The organism is Ruegeria arenilitoris, from assembly GCF_013035315.1.
Taxonomy (GTDB): Bacteria; Pseudomonadota; Alphaproteobacteria; order Rhodobacterales; family Rhodobacteraceae; genus Ruegeria; species Ruegeria arenilitoris_D.
Genome location: NZ_WQHP01000001.1, coordinates 948,132 through 964,246, shown reverse-complemented (window position 1 = coordinate 964,246; position 16,115 = coordinate 948,132). Strand labels below are relative to the sequence as shown.

The 16,115-nt window shown below is 53.2% G+C and carries 14 protein-coding genes; 5 read left to right on the top strand and 9 right to left on the bottom strand.

From position 1 onward, the window contains the following. Positions 1-58 precede the first annotated feature (58 nt). From GOV53_RS04650 to GOV53_RS04615, 8 genes are all read right to left on the bottom strand, one after another. A complete protein-coding gene (locus GOV53_RS04650) occupies positions 59-1,090 on the bottom strand; it encodes an extracellular solute-binding protein (RefSeq protein ID WP_170352655.1) in 1,032 nt (343 codons plus the stop codon). A gap of 50 nt (positions 1,091-1,140) precedes the next feature. After that, positions 1,141-1,971, bottom strand: a complete 831-nt coding sequence (locus GOV53_RS04645; RefSeq protein WP_170464495.1) for an ABC transporter permease — start codon at positions 1,969-1,971, stop codon at positions 1,141-1,143. After that, positions 1,964-2,920 (bottom strand): ABC transporter permease, encoded by a 957-nt coding sequence (locus GOV53_RS04640; RefSeq protein WP_170352657.1) that lies wholly within the window; start codon positions 2,918-2,920, stop codon positions 1,964-1,966. Before GOV53_RS04640 ends, GOV53_RS04645 begins: the two co-directional genes overlap by 8 nt. After that, positions 2,920-3,981, bottom strand: a complete 1,062-nt coding sequence (locus tag GOV53_RS04635; RefSeq protein WP_170352658.1) for an ABC transporter ATP-binding protein — start codon at positions 3,979-3,981, stop codon at positions 2,920-2,922. The genes GOV53_RS04640 and GOV53_RS04635 overlap by 1 nt, the downstream gene beginning before the upstream one ends. A gap of 114 nt (positions 3,982-4,095) precedes the next feature. Then, positions 4,096-4,872 (bottom strand): helix-turn-helix transcriptional regulator, encoded by a 777-nt coding sequence (locus GOV53_RS04630; RefSeq protein ID WP_170352659.1) that lies wholly within the window; start codon positions 4,870-4,872, stop codon positions 4,096-4,098. Between the two features lie 628 nt (positions 4,873-5,500). After that, positions 5,501-6,766 (bottom strand): flavin monoamine oxidase family protein, encoded by a 1,266-nt coding sequence (locus GOV53_RS04625; protein ID WP_170464494.1) that lies wholly within the window; start codon positions 6,764-6,766, stop codon positions 5,501-5,503. A gap of 127 nt (positions 6,767-6,893) precedes the next feature. Next, entirely contained in the window at positions 6,894-7,157 is a 264-nt protein-coding gene (locus GOV53_RS04620) for a hypothetical protein (protein ID WP_348540225.1), read from the bottom strand. Continuing rightward, positions 7,154-8,359, bottom strand: coding sequence for an aromatic ring-hydroxylating oxygenase subunit alpha (locus tag GOV53_RS04615; protein ID WP_170464493.1), 1,206 nt, complete (start codon positions 8,357-8,359; stop codon positions 7,154-7,156). Before GOV53_RS04615 ends, GOV53_RS04620 begins: the two co-directional genes overlap by 4 nt. Before the next feature lie 466 nt (positions 8,360-8,825). On the opposite strand from GOV53_RS04615, the gene GOV53_RS04610 reads away from it, so the two are divergent. The 5 genes from GOV53_RS04610 to GOV53_RS04590 all read left to right on the top strand — a co-directional run bounded on the left by GOV53_RS04610 (position 8,826) and on the right by GOV53_RS04590 (position 13,602). Continuing rightward, positions 8,826-9,935 (top strand): extracellular solute-binding protein, encoded by a 1,110-nt coding sequence (locus tag GOV53_RS04610; RefSeq protein WP_170464492.1) that lies wholly within the window; start codon positions 8,826-8,828, stop codon positions 9,933-9,935. Positions 9,936-10,023: 88 nt separating this feature from the next. Continuing rightward, positions 10,024-11,166: an ABC transporter ATP-binding protein gene (locus GOV53_RS04605; RefSeq protein WP_170425545.1), complete on the top strand. Its 1,143-nt coding sequence runs from the start codon at positions 10,024-10,026 to the stop codon at positions 11,164-11,166. Between the two features lie 50 nt (positions 11,167-11,216). Further along, positions 11,217-12,125, top strand: coding sequence for an ABC transporter permease subunit (locus GOV53_RS04600; protein ID WP_254439187.1), 909 nt, complete (start codon positions 11,217-11,219; stop codon positions 12,123-12,125). Further along, entirely contained in the window at positions 12,126-12,968 is an 843-nt protein-coding gene (locus GOV53_RS04595; RefSeq protein ID WP_170352665.1) for an ABC transporter permease subunit, read from the top strand. It abuts the gene before it with no gap. A gap of 1 nt (position 12,969) precedes the next feature. Beyond that, positions 12,970-13,602 (top strand): TetR/AcrR family transcriptional regulator, encoded by a 633-nt coding sequence (locus tag GOV53_RS04590; RefSeq protein ID WP_170464490.1) that lies wholly within the window; start codon positions 12,970-12,972, stop codon positions 13,600-13,602. Between the two features lie 24 nt (positions 13,603-13,626). On the opposite strand, the gene GOV53_RS04585 is transcribed toward GOV53_RS04590, so the two are convergent. Then, complete coding sequence (locus GOV53_RS04585) at positions 13,627-16,086, bottom strand: GcvT family protein (RefSeq protein ID WP_170464489.1); 2,460 nt, start codon at positions 16,084-16,086, stop codon at positions 13,627-13,629. Positions 16,087-16,115: the final 29 nt, after the last annotated feature.

Below are 16,115 nucleotides of genomic sequence, written 5' to 3'. Positions count from 1 at the left end.
AACTTCGGAAAGTGACGGCCCGGCCAACGGCGGGCCGTCATTCAGGAGACTTCAAGCCTTATTGCTTCAGGCGGGTCCAAACCTTGTTGTAAAGGTCAACGACATCCTGATCGCAGGGCTTCACAAAGTCCGGAATCGGTGCATCGGCGGGCATGACGATCTCAGGCGCGCTGAGCATCTCGGGGTCCATAAAGGCCTCCGACCCTTTGATACCGTTGGCATAGCGCGCGAAGTTCGAGGTCATCGCGGCGTTCTCCGGGTCCATCATGAAGTTTACAAAGAGCTTTGCGTTTTCCATGTTGGGTGCATCGGCAAGAACGGCAACATTGTCCATCCAGCCAGTGAAACCCTCTTTTGGATAGGCGTATTGCAGCGAGGGGCGATCCGCCCGAGCGCGCATGGCAGCGCCATTCCAGCTTTGCGACAGGTCTACGTCTTTCGATGTCAGCTTCTCGATCACCGCATAATCCATCGTGCGCCAGTCGCCCTTGGCCTTGGCGAGAAGCGCCATCAGCTCTTTCATCTGATCGGGGTTCGAGTTGCAACGCGGGTATCCGAGGTAACGCAGGCCGGCGTTGATCACATCGTTCATGTCATTGAGCATGTTGATGCGACCTTTGAGTTCTTCGGGAGTATCAAAGATCAGACCAAGCGTGTTGATGTCGCCGCTGTAGACTGCGCTGTCGACTGTAAAGCTGGTGGTGCCCCACTGGTAGGGAACTGAATACTTGCGACCCGGATCCCAGTAGACATCGACCCAGTTCGGATCCATGTTCTTGAAGTTCTCCATTTCGGACGCGTTGATCTCGGCCAGCAGGCCTTCGCCAACCATGATCGCAATCATGTAGTCGCCGGGCACAACGACGTCATAGCCGGTGTTGCCTTCCTTGACCTTGGCCAACATGGTTTCATTGCTGTCATAGCCATCCAGCGTGACTTCGACGCCATATTGGGCTTCGAATTTCTCGATCATCTCGGGGTTGGTGTAGTTGCCCCAGTTGTAGATGTTCAGTTTGCCTTCGGCGTGGGCCGAGGCTGCGCTAAGCGCGAGGGCTGAGACAGCGGCGGCTTTGAGTAGTGAGAGTTTCATTTTAGTCCTCCGTTGAGTGGTTAGCGTCCCGCACCGACGCGGGCTTCTTGTTATTTTCGTTTGCGTTGCAGAAAGAAGGTGAGCGTGACCATGGCCACGGTCAGCCCGATCAGGATTGTCGAGACGGCGTTGACCTCTGGCGTCACGCCACGACGGATCTGGCCGAGGATGTAGATAGGCAAAGTGGTCTCGCCCGGGCCGGCCACCAGAAGCGTGATGATCACGTCATCCAGCGATACGACAAAGGCCAGCATGGCGCCCGCCATGACTCCGGGCATCAGGAGCGGCAGCGTCACATGGCGGAATGTTTGCCAGGGTGTTGCGTACAAATCCGCAGCGGCGGCTTCATAGGTCACGGACATATCTGACAAACGTGCGCGGATCGGCATGTAAGCAAAGGGCACGCAGAAAACCGTGTGGGCGAGGATCAGCCAGCCGATCCCGGTTACCCCCGTGAGCTGGCGCAGGATCGAAAAGAAGGCCAGCGTGGCAATCGCCGTGACAATCTCGGGGATCATCAGGGGTTGGTTTATGAGCGCGATGGCCGCAGAGCGACCGCGATAGACGCCCCCGCGCGTTGTTGCCAATGCTGCCATTGTGGCAATGATGGTGGAAAACACGGTCGCCGTGAGCGCAACCTGAATAGAGATCATCGCCGAACGCCGGATGTCGTCGTTTTCCAAGGCTGCCGCGTACCAGCGCAAGCTGAACTCGGTCCACCGCACAACAGAGCGGTTGTCGTTGAAAGAGAACACGACCAGTACGGCAATTGGTGCGTAGAGGAACAACAGAACCAGCCAGGACATGCCAGTAAACAGGGGTTGCCTGCGCAACTCGCGAGACCCGGTCGACGGGCGGAAGATCGACAGCAGTTTATCCATTTCCACCCTCCTTCGAAGCACCTGCCCGCAGGCTGACAAGGAGCGCGATCAACACAACTGCCATCAGGATCAGCGCTGCCGCGGCCCCAAAGGGCCAATTGCGCCCCGACCCGAATTGCAAGGCGATCAGGTTGCCGATCATCAGTTTCTTGCCACCGCCCAACAGTTCCGGCGTGATGTAGGCCCCGAGCGCCGGGATCAGCACCAGCACGCAGCCTGCGACGATGCCCGGGCGGGTAATCGGGATGATGATGTGGCGGAAAACCTGCGTACGCGTCGCATAGAGGTCATGTCCGGCCTCAAGCAGCGAAAAATCGAACTTCTCGAGCGAGGCATAGATCGGGAGGATCATGAATGGCAGGTAGCTGTAGACCAGCCCGGCAAGTACCGCGCCGTCGGTGTACAACATCTCAAGCGGTTCGCTGATCAGGCCGATCTTCATCAGCATCAGGTTCACAAAGCCCTCGTCCCGTACGATCAAAAGCATCGAGTAGGTACGGATCAAGAGGTTGGTCCAGAACGGCAGCGTGATGGCGAAGAGCCAGAAATTGCGTTGCTCCGGAGGGCGGGCCGCAATGAAGTAGGCCACGGGAAACCCGAGGATCAGGGTGCCAATCATGGTGGTGATGGCGAGACCAAAGGAGCGCCCGAAGATTTGCAGATAGGCGCTGTTGAAGCTCAGCGTATCATCAAAGATGTCCCTCTCGAAAAGGAACTGCACGTAGGCGTCGTAGGAGAACACCCATTCAACGCCGCCGTATGTTCCGGGCTCAAGAAACGAGTAAACCAGGGCAATCGAGAGCGGGAACAGACCAAAGATGCCAATGATCCCGAGTGCTGGGGTCAGCAGGAAGAGCCGCGTTCTGCGCCTTTGACGCGCGCGTTCTTCTTGGGCCGCGCGCAATCTCGTTTCGGCGTCGGTGCGCGAGATATGTGCAGCGGCACTCATCAGTCTTCCAGTACGTGCAGCATGGAGGTGTCACATTCGAGGCCAACCCGCGATCCGACGGGGCGTGGGGTGGAAACCTGGACATGAACGCTGACGCCATCTTCCAACAGCACGAGCATCTGTGACCCGGCCCCGAAATAGATGCTGTCTACGACCTCACCTCGCAAGAGCGCCGTCTCTGCACTCTCATCAACCACGCGGATGGTTTCAGGGCGTAGAGCCACATGCACGGGGCCGGGTGTGAGCGAGGTGCTGGCTGTATGAACCGTGAGTGGTGAACCCTCGCCAAATTGGATTTTTGCCGCATCCCCGTCAAAGCCAAGCAACGTCGCATGCACGATATTGGTGTCGCCAATAAAGTCCGCGACGAACCTGCTTTGTGGAGCTGTGTAGATCTCTTCCGGTGTGCCAACTTGGCGTATCGCACCTGCCGACATCACTGCGATCTGGTCCGACATTGCCAGCGCTTCACCTTGGTCATGGGTGACAAAGACAAAGGTAATGCCTGTCTCATGCTGCAGCCGCTTCAACTCGCTCTGCATCCCTTTTCGAAGTTTCAGGTCCAGCGCAGAAAGTGGCTCATCAAGAAGAAGAACCTTGGGACGCGGCGCCAGCGCGCGCGCCAAAGCCACGCGTTGCTGCTGCCCGCCTGACAACTGATCTACACGACGCGTTGCAAACTCTCCGAGCTGGACCAGATCCAGCATCTCGTTGATGGTGCTGTCGATTTCGGCCTTGGGCCTCTTCAGCATCTCAAGGCCAAACCCAACGTTGCGGGCCACGCTCATGTGGGGAAACAGCGCATAGTTCTGGAACACTGTATTCACGGGGCGATTGTTTGGAGCCAAATGGCCGATCGACTCGCCATCCAGTGTAATCTCGCCTTCGGTCGGAAGCTCGAACCCGGCGATCAATCGCAAAAGCGTCGTCTTGCCACAACCCGACGGGCCCAAAAGCGTGAAAAAGCTTCCTTCGGGAATGGTCAGCGACACGTCTCCCAGAGCCGTTACGGCCGCTTGGCCTTCGCCAAAGCGTTTTGTCACATTCTTTACGTCGATCATGGTCTGATCCAGACACCTGCACTTGTTGGTATGCAGAATCAGCCTAGAGCCATGAGACCGAACCTGTGAATACCTCCAAAGGGCGGGGTGACTTGTACCCCCAAAGGGGTAGGCCTAGTCGTTGGTCGAATGCAGGAACATCGAAAACAGGGCAGATTGAGAAGAAATCCCCAGCTTTCGGTAGATGTTCTTGCGATGCACTTTGATCGTCGAAGGGGAAACGTCCAGCAAAAGTGCTATCGACCGCGTCGAGTGCCCGCGCAAAAGGGATTGCACCACCTCGATCTCCCGCTGTGTCAAACCCTTGCAAACCTTGTCGATCACCCCATCGAAATCGACCTCGCTATCTTCGAACTGGCCTGATGAGGGGGTGCGATGAAAGTGCTGCTCGCAAAGCGCCGATATTATTGGATGTAGATCCGTTAGCCTTTCGACATCCCGCCGGGAGAACCGGGTTCTTCCCTCCGAGGGACCGAGGGAAAGAAACAAGGTGCCGTTGGCAATTGTCACGAAAACCCCCATCTCATCTCTTAGAAACAGGGTCTTGTAGTAGATGCGAAAGTAGTCGGAGTTGGCAAACCTGTCTGGCGCCACATCTCTCAGCACCATCACCGGTTCGTGGCGTTCACCGATGAAACGAACAACAAATGGGTCCAGCAACCAAGCGCGATCAAGCCATCGGTCCACAACGACCGAGCGGCGTTCTGCACGTACATTGTCATAGACATGTTCGGGCGCTTTTCCTGGGTTCAGAAGGCTGACAAACGCGCCCTTGAACGAAGCTGCTCCGCGCATGAGGTTCAACAACTCTGGCATAAAGTTGGACGTCCCTACGGCCCGAATAGCCCCAGCTACGTCTTCCGAGTACGTTGGTTGTGCGGACTTACCCAAGTATCCCACCTAGCGATAGGGCGTTTCCAAGCCAATGTGGACAGTCGGAATTAACTTGGCAACCTTTTCACACTGAAATCTGCCTCGAAAAGCTTTTCCGCATCGGCTCGCTGGATCAATTCCGCAATCTGCTCCAGCACAAGTCTTCTAAGATCAAAGAGGCCAGGTAACTTTGAGTTGTCACTTGTATCGCTTCAGCACTTGAACCTGATGATTTGCCAAATCTGGGTAACTTCGTGTCTGTGCAAAGGAACTCTGATCCAAGGAATAGCTGAGTGTTTCGACTGGAAGCGGACATTGCATCAATGGCGATGGATGGCAGCTTTGTCCGCACAGCAGACATAGTCGTTTTACGACACAAAGTCTGGTTCCGTTCTTTAGCGGACATCCAGGAAAACTGCTCAAGACAGAGAGTATCTGGTCCCCATCGAGCCACCCCGCTGAAACATGGTCAGCTTTTGTTCTTCAAAACTTTCAATTTCTTATCATCTTTCTGTGACCGGATAGCTTACCCTGAACTGGTCGCGGAGCATGCGAAAGATGAACTTGGCCTTGTGACTTATAGTCAAAGGTTCATTCGAAATTCTAAGACTGTTCCACTTGCTGGAGCAAGTTGATCGCCAGGTGTTCAGCGTAGCTGCGCCAACACATCTTCCGCGGCCCTTAATCCTTCTAGGTGGGCTCCGCTGACCGAGCATTGTTGGTTAGGATGTGTAGCTTCACCGGCGAAGTGCACCCGCTCAGCATGAGACTGGCGTAAGACAGCGCGTTTGTTGTGGCCTCCCGGCTTGGCTCCAGCGTAAGAACCACGCACATAGGGTTCATTTCGCCAAGCGGTAGCGTGGCCTTTGATGAAGGCTTTTCTGACTGTTGTGCCGAAAAAGCCAACCAATGTTTCGAGCGCGTGCTCTATGGCGCTTTCAGGCCCCGCGTCCTGCAAAAGTCTGGAAAAGCTTCCAGAACTTTCAAAGCTGGTAAGGCCGGTGTTTGCGATGTTGCAAAGAAAACCGCCTCCGCGGGCTACCCCGTTGGCGTCGGGTTCTAAGTGGTACGTCAACCAAGTATCGGGTTGCACTGGCAAAGCTCCGGAGCGGAAAAGGAGGCCAGCGTGATTGTAGTCTCCCATAGTGATGAGCTCGAGCGCTGAGCGTCGGTCGGATTCTAGCGGGGGATCAAAGTGGATGATGTCTTCGGCTAGGACGCCGACGGAAACTGTAACAATTACGGTTCGAGCTTTGATCTTGCCAGTGGCCGTAGTTATCTGCACCCCTTCAGTGAGAGATTTTATTTCTGTGACCGGAGTGGCCAATTTAATTGGCAGCCCCTTTGCAGTGCATGCAATTAGGTGTCCGAAGCCTTCGCGACAAAACCAATCGTCTCCGCCCTCCCAGGCACTGATGTCTCGCAGAGATGTATCCGGCAAATCTCTGGCAATCGACAAGGCAAATGTCATCGCTGCCGTGAACGACCAATGCCCTTTGTTCTGCCAAATGTCTGCCAAGGACCGGTCTGTTGAAATTCCGGTACTTGCTTCAATTTCTGCATCGATGCGCGCCGCTTCAGTGATCGCGCTATGAAGCTCGTCGACTTCGTCCCACAGAACAGCGTCATCCTCCAAGCCATATGTCACCGCGTTGTCTGGGGCTGCATAGAGATCAAGGCCGAGTGCGAGACCTGGAGCTTTCAGAGCGTTTGCATGTTCGGTATGCATCCAGTGCGCACCCATGTCGAACGGGACGCCAAAGATTTCCGTGTCCGTGTGTGTGCGCCCCCCGACGCGGTTGGATGCCTCGATGCAGACTACTGAGAGTCCCGCGGATTTGAGAGCGTGAGTAGCTGCAATTCCTGCTGCTCCGGCGCCAACGACAACGACGTCAAAGTCGTGAACTTTCAATGCTTTCGCTCCAGAAATGAGATTGGCATGAGAGATGGTTTTCGGAGTGGGTTTGCGCTTTCCTTACATTTTGAGAATTTACAAGGATTTGAGTTATCCAAGGATTTTGTCGTTTGCGCGGAAGCAGTCATTGATTGGTTCTTGAGTTTAGATTGCAAACGAATTCTGGAATTGAAACGCCCTCGTATCTAGCCAGATCGAGCGGATCTTCCGTGTCAAGCTTGCTGCATCTTCGGTAGATTTCCAGCATCTCGGCAGAAAGCTCGCCGCTCTTAAAAAAATACATCGCGGCAGCATATCTTGTGGCGCCAGAGCCAGGTTTTCCGATGGCTGTTACCAGGAACTGCGTTTGAGCTTCTGCTTCCTCCACTTTGAATATACCTTTAGTCACGATTTCGGCTCAGCGGACATCGCATCATTCAACGCGGCAACTTCATCTTCTCCAGGCGCTGATTCAGAGTTGTAGATTGGCAGAATGTTCCTGAGATGGTCATGATGAGAGCGCACGCCGTACTCGAGATCAGAAAGATAGAAGCCTTCAAACGCCTCCGAAGCCATGGCTTCGTTGGACCATATCGTGAGCTGAATATCTTCTTCCACTGTCTCTCGATCAATCCGGGCGGCAAGGTAGCGTGCCGCTCTTTGTTGGCGGTCTTCGTTCGGGTTTCGGTATGTCGCGCTCCGTAGAGTGGATTTATCCGTCGTGATCGGAAACTCTTGATAAAAGAGAGTCGTCTCAGGTGTGACGGCTATTACCGCATTTGGAAAAATGCCGTAGTAAAGCCAGGTTTTGTGCAAGTGTTCCGGCAGGTGAGGCTGTGGTCTAGTGAATTTCTTGTAGTTGCGGACGGCCCACCTCCGGCCCTTTGTCGGAGTGAATTTTCCGTCAGAACGTGAGACACCATCGACATATGGTTCGTCTGAATAGGTCGAACCATACAGATCCTGAAGGGCAGGGTGCGCGAGCGGGACATGATACCCTTCGTTGTCGACATCTCTGATCGATTTCCAGTTTACAGGAGTCTCCTCGGTCCAGATTCCATCCGTCGGGACATGTTCGGCCATTTTGTAGGCAGAGACTTCCTGTTCAATCGGGGCTAGCAGTTCGGCTACTGATGGCTGGGGTCCGGGTTTGAATCGGACGAAGACAAAACCCTGCCAGATTTCCATTTCGATCTCTTTCAGGCCAAACTCGTGCTTGTCTAGATCGGGGAACGACTCCGGACGGGCGGCGCCGCGTAGCGTTCCATCAAGATTGTAAACCCAGCCGTGAAATGGGCAGACTAGAGCGTTTGCACATTTTCCTTGCTCTTTCGAGACCAGCCGAGAACCGCGGTGACGACAAACGTTTAGAAACGCGCGGATGTCCGAGTTGCTGTCCTTCAAGATCAGGGCGCGCTCACCGCACATGTCAAAACATAGAAAACTACCGGGCTCCGGAACATCCGAAACATGGCACGCGATTTGCCAATGCGTTTTGAAAAGTTCGCTCTTCTCAAGTTCAAGAAGGGCATTGCTGTGATAGCACCAACCGGGCAACCCGCGACGGTCCCAATTGGTAGGAATTTCTGTGTTTCTTACTTCGTCGCGCATCGGAACAACCCGCATAGTTTTGGTTTGGTCAGTTTGGGTCTCAGATGGGGACAGTATCCAGGAGTGAAAATTTGGCCTTGCTGGATCCGCCACTCTTCGACTGAGTGTAGGTGTCGCTTAAATTGACTTGCTCGTCAACTTTTTCTGACTGAATGATCATTCAGAAATGTGCTGCTAGTCACGCCTGTGAGGTTTCCTTGGTCGATGGTTTTCGATTTACCTGCTCAAATCAGGTGCAAAACCAGTGATATGTAGAGATATGATCAAAATTCATTCAGCCAAGCTTGACAGTGCAGATTTCAGCGGACTACCGTTCTGAATGACCAGTCAGATAAAAACATAGCGACTTGGGGGAATGGGGTGCTTGGTGATCGCGCCCGCAACGCAGGCGCGATCATTCGAGAAGACAGACTAGCAAACAAGGCAAGACAAATTCAGCCACCACTCAGGGAGAGGAAGCGAAGTTATGAACTCAATCAGAAAAATCGCCGGAATTACAGTTTTAGCAGCAACTGCTACTGCAATTTCGGGATCGGCTTACGCGCAAGAGCGCGTGTTGAAGGTTACGAATTGGGGAGAGTACATCGCTGAAGACACAATCGAGAACTTCGAAAAAGAATACGGCATCAAGGTTATCTATGATCCGTATGACTCTGCCGAAGCAATTGATGCCAAGCTACTCGCGGGAAACAGCGGATATGATGTGGTTAGTCATGCCGGCAGTGATACGGCTCGGCTGATTAAGGCGGGAATTGTTGCGCCGTTGGATATGTCGAAGCTGGACAATATCAAGCACATCGACCCGGCGATCATGGAGCAGTTGTCAAGTGAATGGGATCCAGGCAACCAACACTTCATTCCTTATATGTGGGGAACGCACGGCGTCACATACAACGAAGAATTGGTGAAAGAGACGTATCCAGATGCCCCCATAGGCTCGATGGATATGGTTTTCGATCCTGTTCACATGAAAGAGCTGTCCAAGTGTGGAGTTTCATTCCTGGATTCCCCGGGCGACATCATTCCGATGGCTTTAGCGCATATGGGCCTGGATGCGAACTCCACAAACAAGGAAGACTATGAGAAGGTTGGGGAGATGTTGGCGGAAATCAGGCCATACATCAAAACCTTCGATAACTATGCTTATCAACGGATGCCTCAGAAAGAGTTCTGTGTCTCAACCACATGGGGCCCTGACGGTCTCCTTGCCATGTCTGGCGCAGCGGAAGCCGACACTGGTGTCGTGCTAGACTTCTTCCTGCCCGAAGGTGATCGTACAGCGCAGCTGTGGATTGATGGTTGGCTGATCCCGGAAGACGCCGCGAACAAAGAAGACGCTCATCTTTTCCTGAACTATATGATGCGCCCCGAGGTTGCGGCCAATGATAGTAACTTCACCTGGTATGCGACCGCCAACCTGACGGCCAAGCCCATGGTTGATGAGGCTGTAACCTCCAGCCCAGCCGCGTTCCCAACATCGGATCAGGTTGCCAAGATGTACACGACTGCCGTTCTTCCTCCCAAGGTCGAGCGCTTGCAGACACGTACCTGGACTGACTTTAAGGCCGGAAACTAAATCCACTCACACTGGCAAATGAAGTAGCGGACCAGACCGGTTCGCTACTGCATCCCCAGATCCCGACTGGCAGACTAAGAGGCCCAAATTGACTGTTTCCACGGCTGTCAGCCCAGAACCATGGCTCGATCAAAAAGAACAGGAACCTCTGGTCAAAATCAGAGGCGTAACCAAAAAATACGGTGCAGTGACTGCTGTCGATAACGTTGATCTGGATATCTACAAAGGAGAGTTATTCTGCCTTTTAGGCGGATCTGGATGTGGAAAGTCGACACTACTTCGAATGCTTGCTGGGTTTGAGGATTTGAACAGTGGTACAATCACTATCGACGGAGTCGATATGGCCGATGTGCCAGCCTACGAACGTCCGACCAATATGATGTTCCAAAGCTATGCGCTGTTTCCGCATATGACCGTCGAAAAAAACGTGGCTTTCGGGTTGGAGCAAGACCATGTCCCCAAGCTAGACATTGCGGACAGAGTTCACGACATCCTCAAGCTTGTTGAGTTGGAAGACTTCAAAAAGAGAAAACCTAAACAACTGTCCGGTGGGCAACGCCAGCGTGTTGCATTGGCGCGGGCCTTGGTCAAACGTCCCAAGTTGCTGCTCTTGGATGAACCTTTGGCTGCTCTGGACAAAAAACTGCGCAAGCAAACGCAGTTTGAGCTTGCCAACATTCAGGACAAGGTCGGCGTCACGTTCATCGTCGTAACTCACGATCAGGAAGAAGCAATGACCTTGTCTTCGCGAATGGCCGTTATGGACGCAGGTCGCTTCAAACAGATTGGAACTCCGACAGAGATCTACGAGTTTCCAGAGTCCCGCTTTGTGGCTGACTTTATCGGGTCAGCAAATATTTTTGAGGGCAGGGTGACCGAGGATGGGGCCGACCATGTTCGGGTCGAAACCGAGTTCTGCGAAGTTTATATTGATCACGGTCATTCTGTTAAGGCTGGCAGCAAGATTTGGGTTGCGCTGAGGCCCGAGAAAATTCGACTTGAGAAATCTGATACAATTGCTGAGGGCGCGAACCAGACAGCGGCCGTTATCGACGATGTTGGGTATTTGGGAGAGACATCGATCTACAAAGTAAGGCTTCCCAATGGCGAAATCTTCGACGTCACTCAGCCCAACCAGTCACGTCCGACGCATGCTGCGCAGCGATTAACCTGGGAAGACAAGGTGAATATCAGCTGGGATCCGTCTAGCGCCATGTTGCTCCACTCATGACGGATTTTACCGAGGATATGTCCGAACCGCCGCAGGTTGAACGACAACCCATGAACCGTTTAGTGATGCGGTGTATCCAGAGCAGATGGCGTCAGATCGTCACCGTCATACCGTTCTTCTGGTTACTTGTATTCTTTCTGGCACCATTCTTCATTGTCGCAAAGATAAGCTTAGCTGAACTGGCGATTGCGAGCCCGCCATTCACAAGTTTAATTGAGTGGACAGGCGACGGGATCATGACAATCCGCCTAGTCTTCGACAATTTTGTCTACATCTGGGAAGACAGCCTGTACTTTGACACTTACGTAAATTCACTCAAGATTTCAGTAACGTGTACGTTCTTGTGCCTCTTGTTTGGCTACCCTATTGCCTATGCAATTGTACGATCGGGGCCGGTCGCGAAGCCGCTCTTGTTGTTTGCAATCATTCTTCCGTTTTGGACGTCTTTCTTGTTGCGGGTCTATTCGTGGATGGGCCTGCTTGCGGATCAAGGCACGATCAACAACCTTCTGATAGCGCTGGGGGTGATCGATGAGCCGATCCGCATGCTTTACACGGAATTCGCCGTCTATATCGGGATCGTCTACACCTATATGCCGTTCATGATCCTGCCGCTGTACGCGAATATGGAGAAGCTGGACAACAGCCTGAACGAGGCGGCCGCCGACCTTGGTTCCAAACCAACGAACACTTTCTTCAAAATCACATTGCCTCTGACGATACCCGGAATTGTCGCTGGTTCACTGCTGGTCTTTATCCCTGCGACCGGCGAGTACGTTATCCCCGATCTGTTAGGTGGCGGCAACGTGCAGATGATTGGGCGGGTTCTCTACAATGAGTTCTCTAGAAACAGCGATTGGCCAGTGGCCGCTGCAGTTGCGATTGTTCTGCTGTTCATACTGGTGCTGCCAATCATGGTTTTCCAGCACTACCAAGGCAAAGCAGCGGAGGAGCAATAGATGTACGCCAAACGCTCCCGTTTCTTAACCATCATGCTGACCTTGGGACTGGCATTCTTTTACATCCCAATGATCCTTTTGGTCATTTACTCATTCAACTATTCAAAGCTGGTACCGGTTTGGGGTGGATGGTCGTTACGCTGGTACAAGGAGCTTTTTCAATCTGCCGAAGTCTGGAGTGCTGTTTCGCTCAGTCTTCAGATTGCCGTTGTGAACGCTACCTTTGCAACAGCGCTTGGCACCTTGGCAGGTCTGGCGATGGTGCGCTTTGGGCGGTTCAAGGGGCGGACCTTGTTCGGCGGCATGTTGGTCGCGCCATTGGTGATGCCCGAGGTGATAACCGGATTGTCCTTGCTGGTTTTCTTCATCTCGTTGAACCAGCTGATCGGATGGCCTGCTGAGCGCGGTTTTGCGACGATTACGATCGCGCATATCACCTTTTCCATGGCTTATGTGGCGGTGACAATTCAGGCGCGCTTAACCGGCGTGGGGCAAACACTGGAAGAAGCGGCGGCCGATCTTGGCGCAAAACCGTTCAAAGTTCTGACGGCCATCACGATCCCACAGCTGACGCCGGCACTAATTTCCGGATGGTTGCTGGCCTTCACGCTGTCTCTCGATGATTTGGTCATAGCAAGTTTTGTTACCGGCCCAGGCGCAAATACCTTGCCAATTTTGATCTTTTCGCGCATTCGACTGGGTCTCAGGCCGGACATCAACGCGCTAGCAACCATCATGATTCTTGTGATCGCTATCTGTGTCGCTATCGCAGCAATAATTATGTTCCGACAACAGAGGGCGGATTTGTTGGACAGGCAAATGGCTGAACGAGAGGAGAGTTAAATTGGAGACGCATGAGCTTCAGAAAAAACGACGCACCGAACCTCCCGAAGTTCGTCGCTTACAGTTGATCATGGCCGCCATAGACTCGATCTCGAAACGCGGGTTTTCTGACACGACGCTTAAACACGTGACAGAAACAGCCAATCTGTCCCATGGCGTGGTGAATTATCACTTCGACAGCAAAGAAGCTTTGTATGACGCCGCGCTGGGTTTCCTTGCGCAAGAACATTATGAGAATTGGCTCAAATACTATGAGGCTGCGGAACCTACAGCCGCACATCGACTGGCTGCGATTATTCAAGCGGACTTTGACAAGAGCATCTGTACTCACAAGCGCTTAGCTGTCTGGTTTGCCTTTTGGGGGCAAGCAAAATACCGGCCGAATTATCTGAAGATTCACAATAAATACGACAACGAAAGATATGATCGAATTTTGCACCTATGTGGTGAATTGATTGCCGACGGCGGCTACGACGATCTTGATCCAGAAAAAACAGCCCGTGCTGTAGAGGCGATGTCAGACGGGGCCTGGCTAAGTTTGATGCTGTATCCAAAGGTGGCTGATCGTCGGGAATTCAGGGATGTTTGCATGCTTTCGCTGTCGCGGTTCTTCCCAAAACACTTTCCAGTCTGAGCGAAAGCATCGAACAATATGGCTTCAGCACTTTATTTTGTGCATGCCGGGGTCATAGAGCGGCTTTAACGAGGCTGCCGCGTCGTATTTCTCGTCTGCGATTTCGATCTGCCAATGCCCAGTTGCGACTATGTCCGCGGTCAACGGTTCGTCAATCTCGGCGAAACCAATGCCGACGGCAGCGCCGAGCGTGTGCCCATATCCGCCAACTTGAATATATCCGACTTCATTGCCGTTTAGATAAATCATCTCATTGCCGTACATGAGAGGCTCTGGGTCTTTTAGCAGGAACTGCAACATCCTGTTGTTGGGCGTGCCTTTCGCCTTGATCGTGGCGAGTGCTCCCCTACCGATGAAGCCACCGGGTTTGTCCAGTTTGACGGCAAAACCAAGCCCGGCCTCAATTGGGTTGTCCGTGTTGTCCACGTCAATTCCGAAATCACGATAAGCCTTCTCTAGCCGTAGGGAGTTGAGAGTTTGCATTCCAGCATTGCGAACACCCAGATCTCGACCTGCTTCCATAATCAGATCGTAGGTCTGAATGGCCTGAGTGGCCGGTACGTGAAGTTCCCAGCCGAGTTCGCCAATAAACGTCACGCGATAGGCCATAACTACGGCGTACCCGATGTCAATTTCACGCGCCGTCATGAAGGGAAAACCTTCGTCCGACAAATCAGCTCCGGATATTCTGCTCAATAGTTCACGCGACTTTGGGCCGTGAACGTTGATTTGGCAGCGCCCTGCGGTGATGTCTGTTATAACAACGTTCTCGTTGTCCAGGACGTGCCGTCGCATGCGCATCTCGGTATGACCCGCCGAGTTTTCTCCCACGATGACCCAGTATTTCCGATCGGATAGCCGGGTAACCGTAAGGTCTGCCTCAAACCCACCCCGTTCATTTACCCAGGCCGTGTAGACGACGCGACCGGGTTCAACATCAACGTCATTGCAGGAAAGGCGAGAGAGCAGGGCGCAGGCATCCGGTCCTTCGACGCTGAAACACGCCATTGATGTCATGTCCATTACGATGACATCCTCGCGTGCTGCCCGGTGTTCTTCAGCGTGCCATTCAAACCAATTTTGGCGATGCCAACTGTATTTCTCGACTTTGGCCTCTTCGGGCGTCGGAGCAAACCAATCAGGTTGTTCCCAACCATTTCCTTCGCCGAAAAAGGCTCCGGCCGCTTTGAGACGGTCATAGAGCATTGAACGCTTAACGTTTCTGGCCGTTTTGTAGTTCTCATTGTGGTAGTGCTGACCAAAGAGCTTTCCCAGCAACTCAGGTGTTCTGTCGCGTCGAAAGGCCGGTGTCGCCATTTCACGGGAAAAGCGATTGACGTTGATGCCGGTAACATCGATGGGCGGCAAGCCGTCCATCATCCAATGGGCCAAAACCATTCCCGTACCCGCGCCATTCAGGATGCCAAGTGAGTTCATCCCACATGCAACCCAGAGATTGCGCAGTTCAGGCGTCGGGCCAACAAGCGGGGCAAGATCAGGCGTAAAGCTCTCAGGGCCGCAGAATAGTTTTTTGACACCGTAGTTCATGGTGTCAGGCACGCGCGAATAGGCTTTCTCTAGGTCGGGCCCAACACGTTCCCAATCTGGTTCAATCTCTCCGAATTGCCATTCATCCGGGATACCATCGAGCTTCCAAGCCGCAGCGCCGGGCTCAAAAAGCCCTAACATCATCCCGCCGACTTCTTCACGGTAATAAGTGTAGGTGGAAGGGTCTTCGAGAACGGGTAGATCGCGAGGTAGGCCCGGGATACTTTCCGTTATCAGGTAGTAGTGTTCAGCCGCCTGGAGCGGTAGATTTACACCGTGTTTTGCACCAAGTTGGCGAGACCACATGCCTCCGCAGATCACAACGTTTTCGGCTGTTATGGTATGACCGTTCGCAGTGCGGACCCCGGTCGCAGTGCCGTTCCTGGCTAAAATCTCTTTAACCCGCACACCTTCAAAGAAACGTGCGCCTCTGTTTTTGGCTCCCTTGGTCAGAGACATTGTCACGTCCACCGGGTTGGCCCGACCGTCCTCCGGAATGAGGAACGCTCCAACGACGTCTGAGAGGTCCCCTATAGGGAACATATCCTGCGCTTCTTTTACTGAGACTTCGTGGTTGTTTATCCCAAAACGCCGCATGAAGGCTGCGACGCGACGCATCTCATGCAGGCGTTCTTCATTGGTTGCAATCTGAAGATATCCAACGTCGCGGAAACCTGTGGATATACCGGTTTCCTTCTCTAGTTTCGCATAAAGGTCTCGACCGTGCGTGTAGATAGCGCACTCAGCTTCGGATTTGAGAAGGCCGGCTACGATCAGGCCGGCGGCATGCCAAGTGGTCCCTGATGTCAGTTGTCCCTGTTCCAGAACGACAACATCGGTATGGCCAAGCTTAGTCAAGTGATAGGTCGTGTTCGCGCCGATCGACCCCCCACCAATAATCACGGTTTGGGCATGCGTCGGTAAGGTTTCAGCCATTGCGAGAAAATCCTTTTAGGCGTTCTTTT

Bases quoted from the DNA above. Each gene is read 5' to 3' on its own strand.
- GOV53_RS04650 (WP_170352655.1), bottom strand. From the start codon at position 1,090: ATGAAACTCTCACTACTCAAAGCCGCCGCTGTCTCAGCCCTCGCGCTT.
- GOV53_RS04600 (WP_254439187.1), top strand. From the start codon at position 11,217: ATGAACCGTTTAGTGATGCGGTGTATCCAGAGCAGATGGCGTCAGATC.
- GOV53_RS04635 (WP_170352658.1), bottom strand. From the start codon at position 3,981: ATGATCGACGTAAAGAATGTGACAAAACGCTTTGGCGAAGGCCAAGCG.
- GOV53_RS04640 (WP_170352657.1), bottom strand. From the start codon at position 2,920: ATGAGTGCCGCTGCACATATCTCGCGCACCGACGCCGAAACGAGATTG.
- GOV53_RS04610 (WP_170464492.1), top strand. From the start codon at position 8,826: ATGAACTCAATCAGAAAAATCGCCGGAATTACAGTTTTAGCAGCAACT.
- GOV53_RS04615 (WP_170464493.1), bottom strand. From the start codon at position 8,359: ATGCGCGACGAAGTAAGAAACACAGAAATTCCTACCAATTGGGACCGT.
- GOV53_RS04585 (WP_170464489.1), bottom strand. From the start codon at position 16,086: ATGGCTGAAACCTTACCGACGCATGCCCAAACCGTGATTATTGGTGGG.
- GOV53_RS04645 (WP_170464495.1), bottom strand. From the start codon at position 1,971: ATGGATAAACTGCTGTCGATCTTCCGCCCGTCGACCGGGTCTCGCGAG.
- GOV53_RS04595 (WP_170352665.1), top strand. From the start codon at position 12,126: ATGTACGCCAAACGCTCCCGTTTCTTAACCATCATGCTGACCTTGGGA.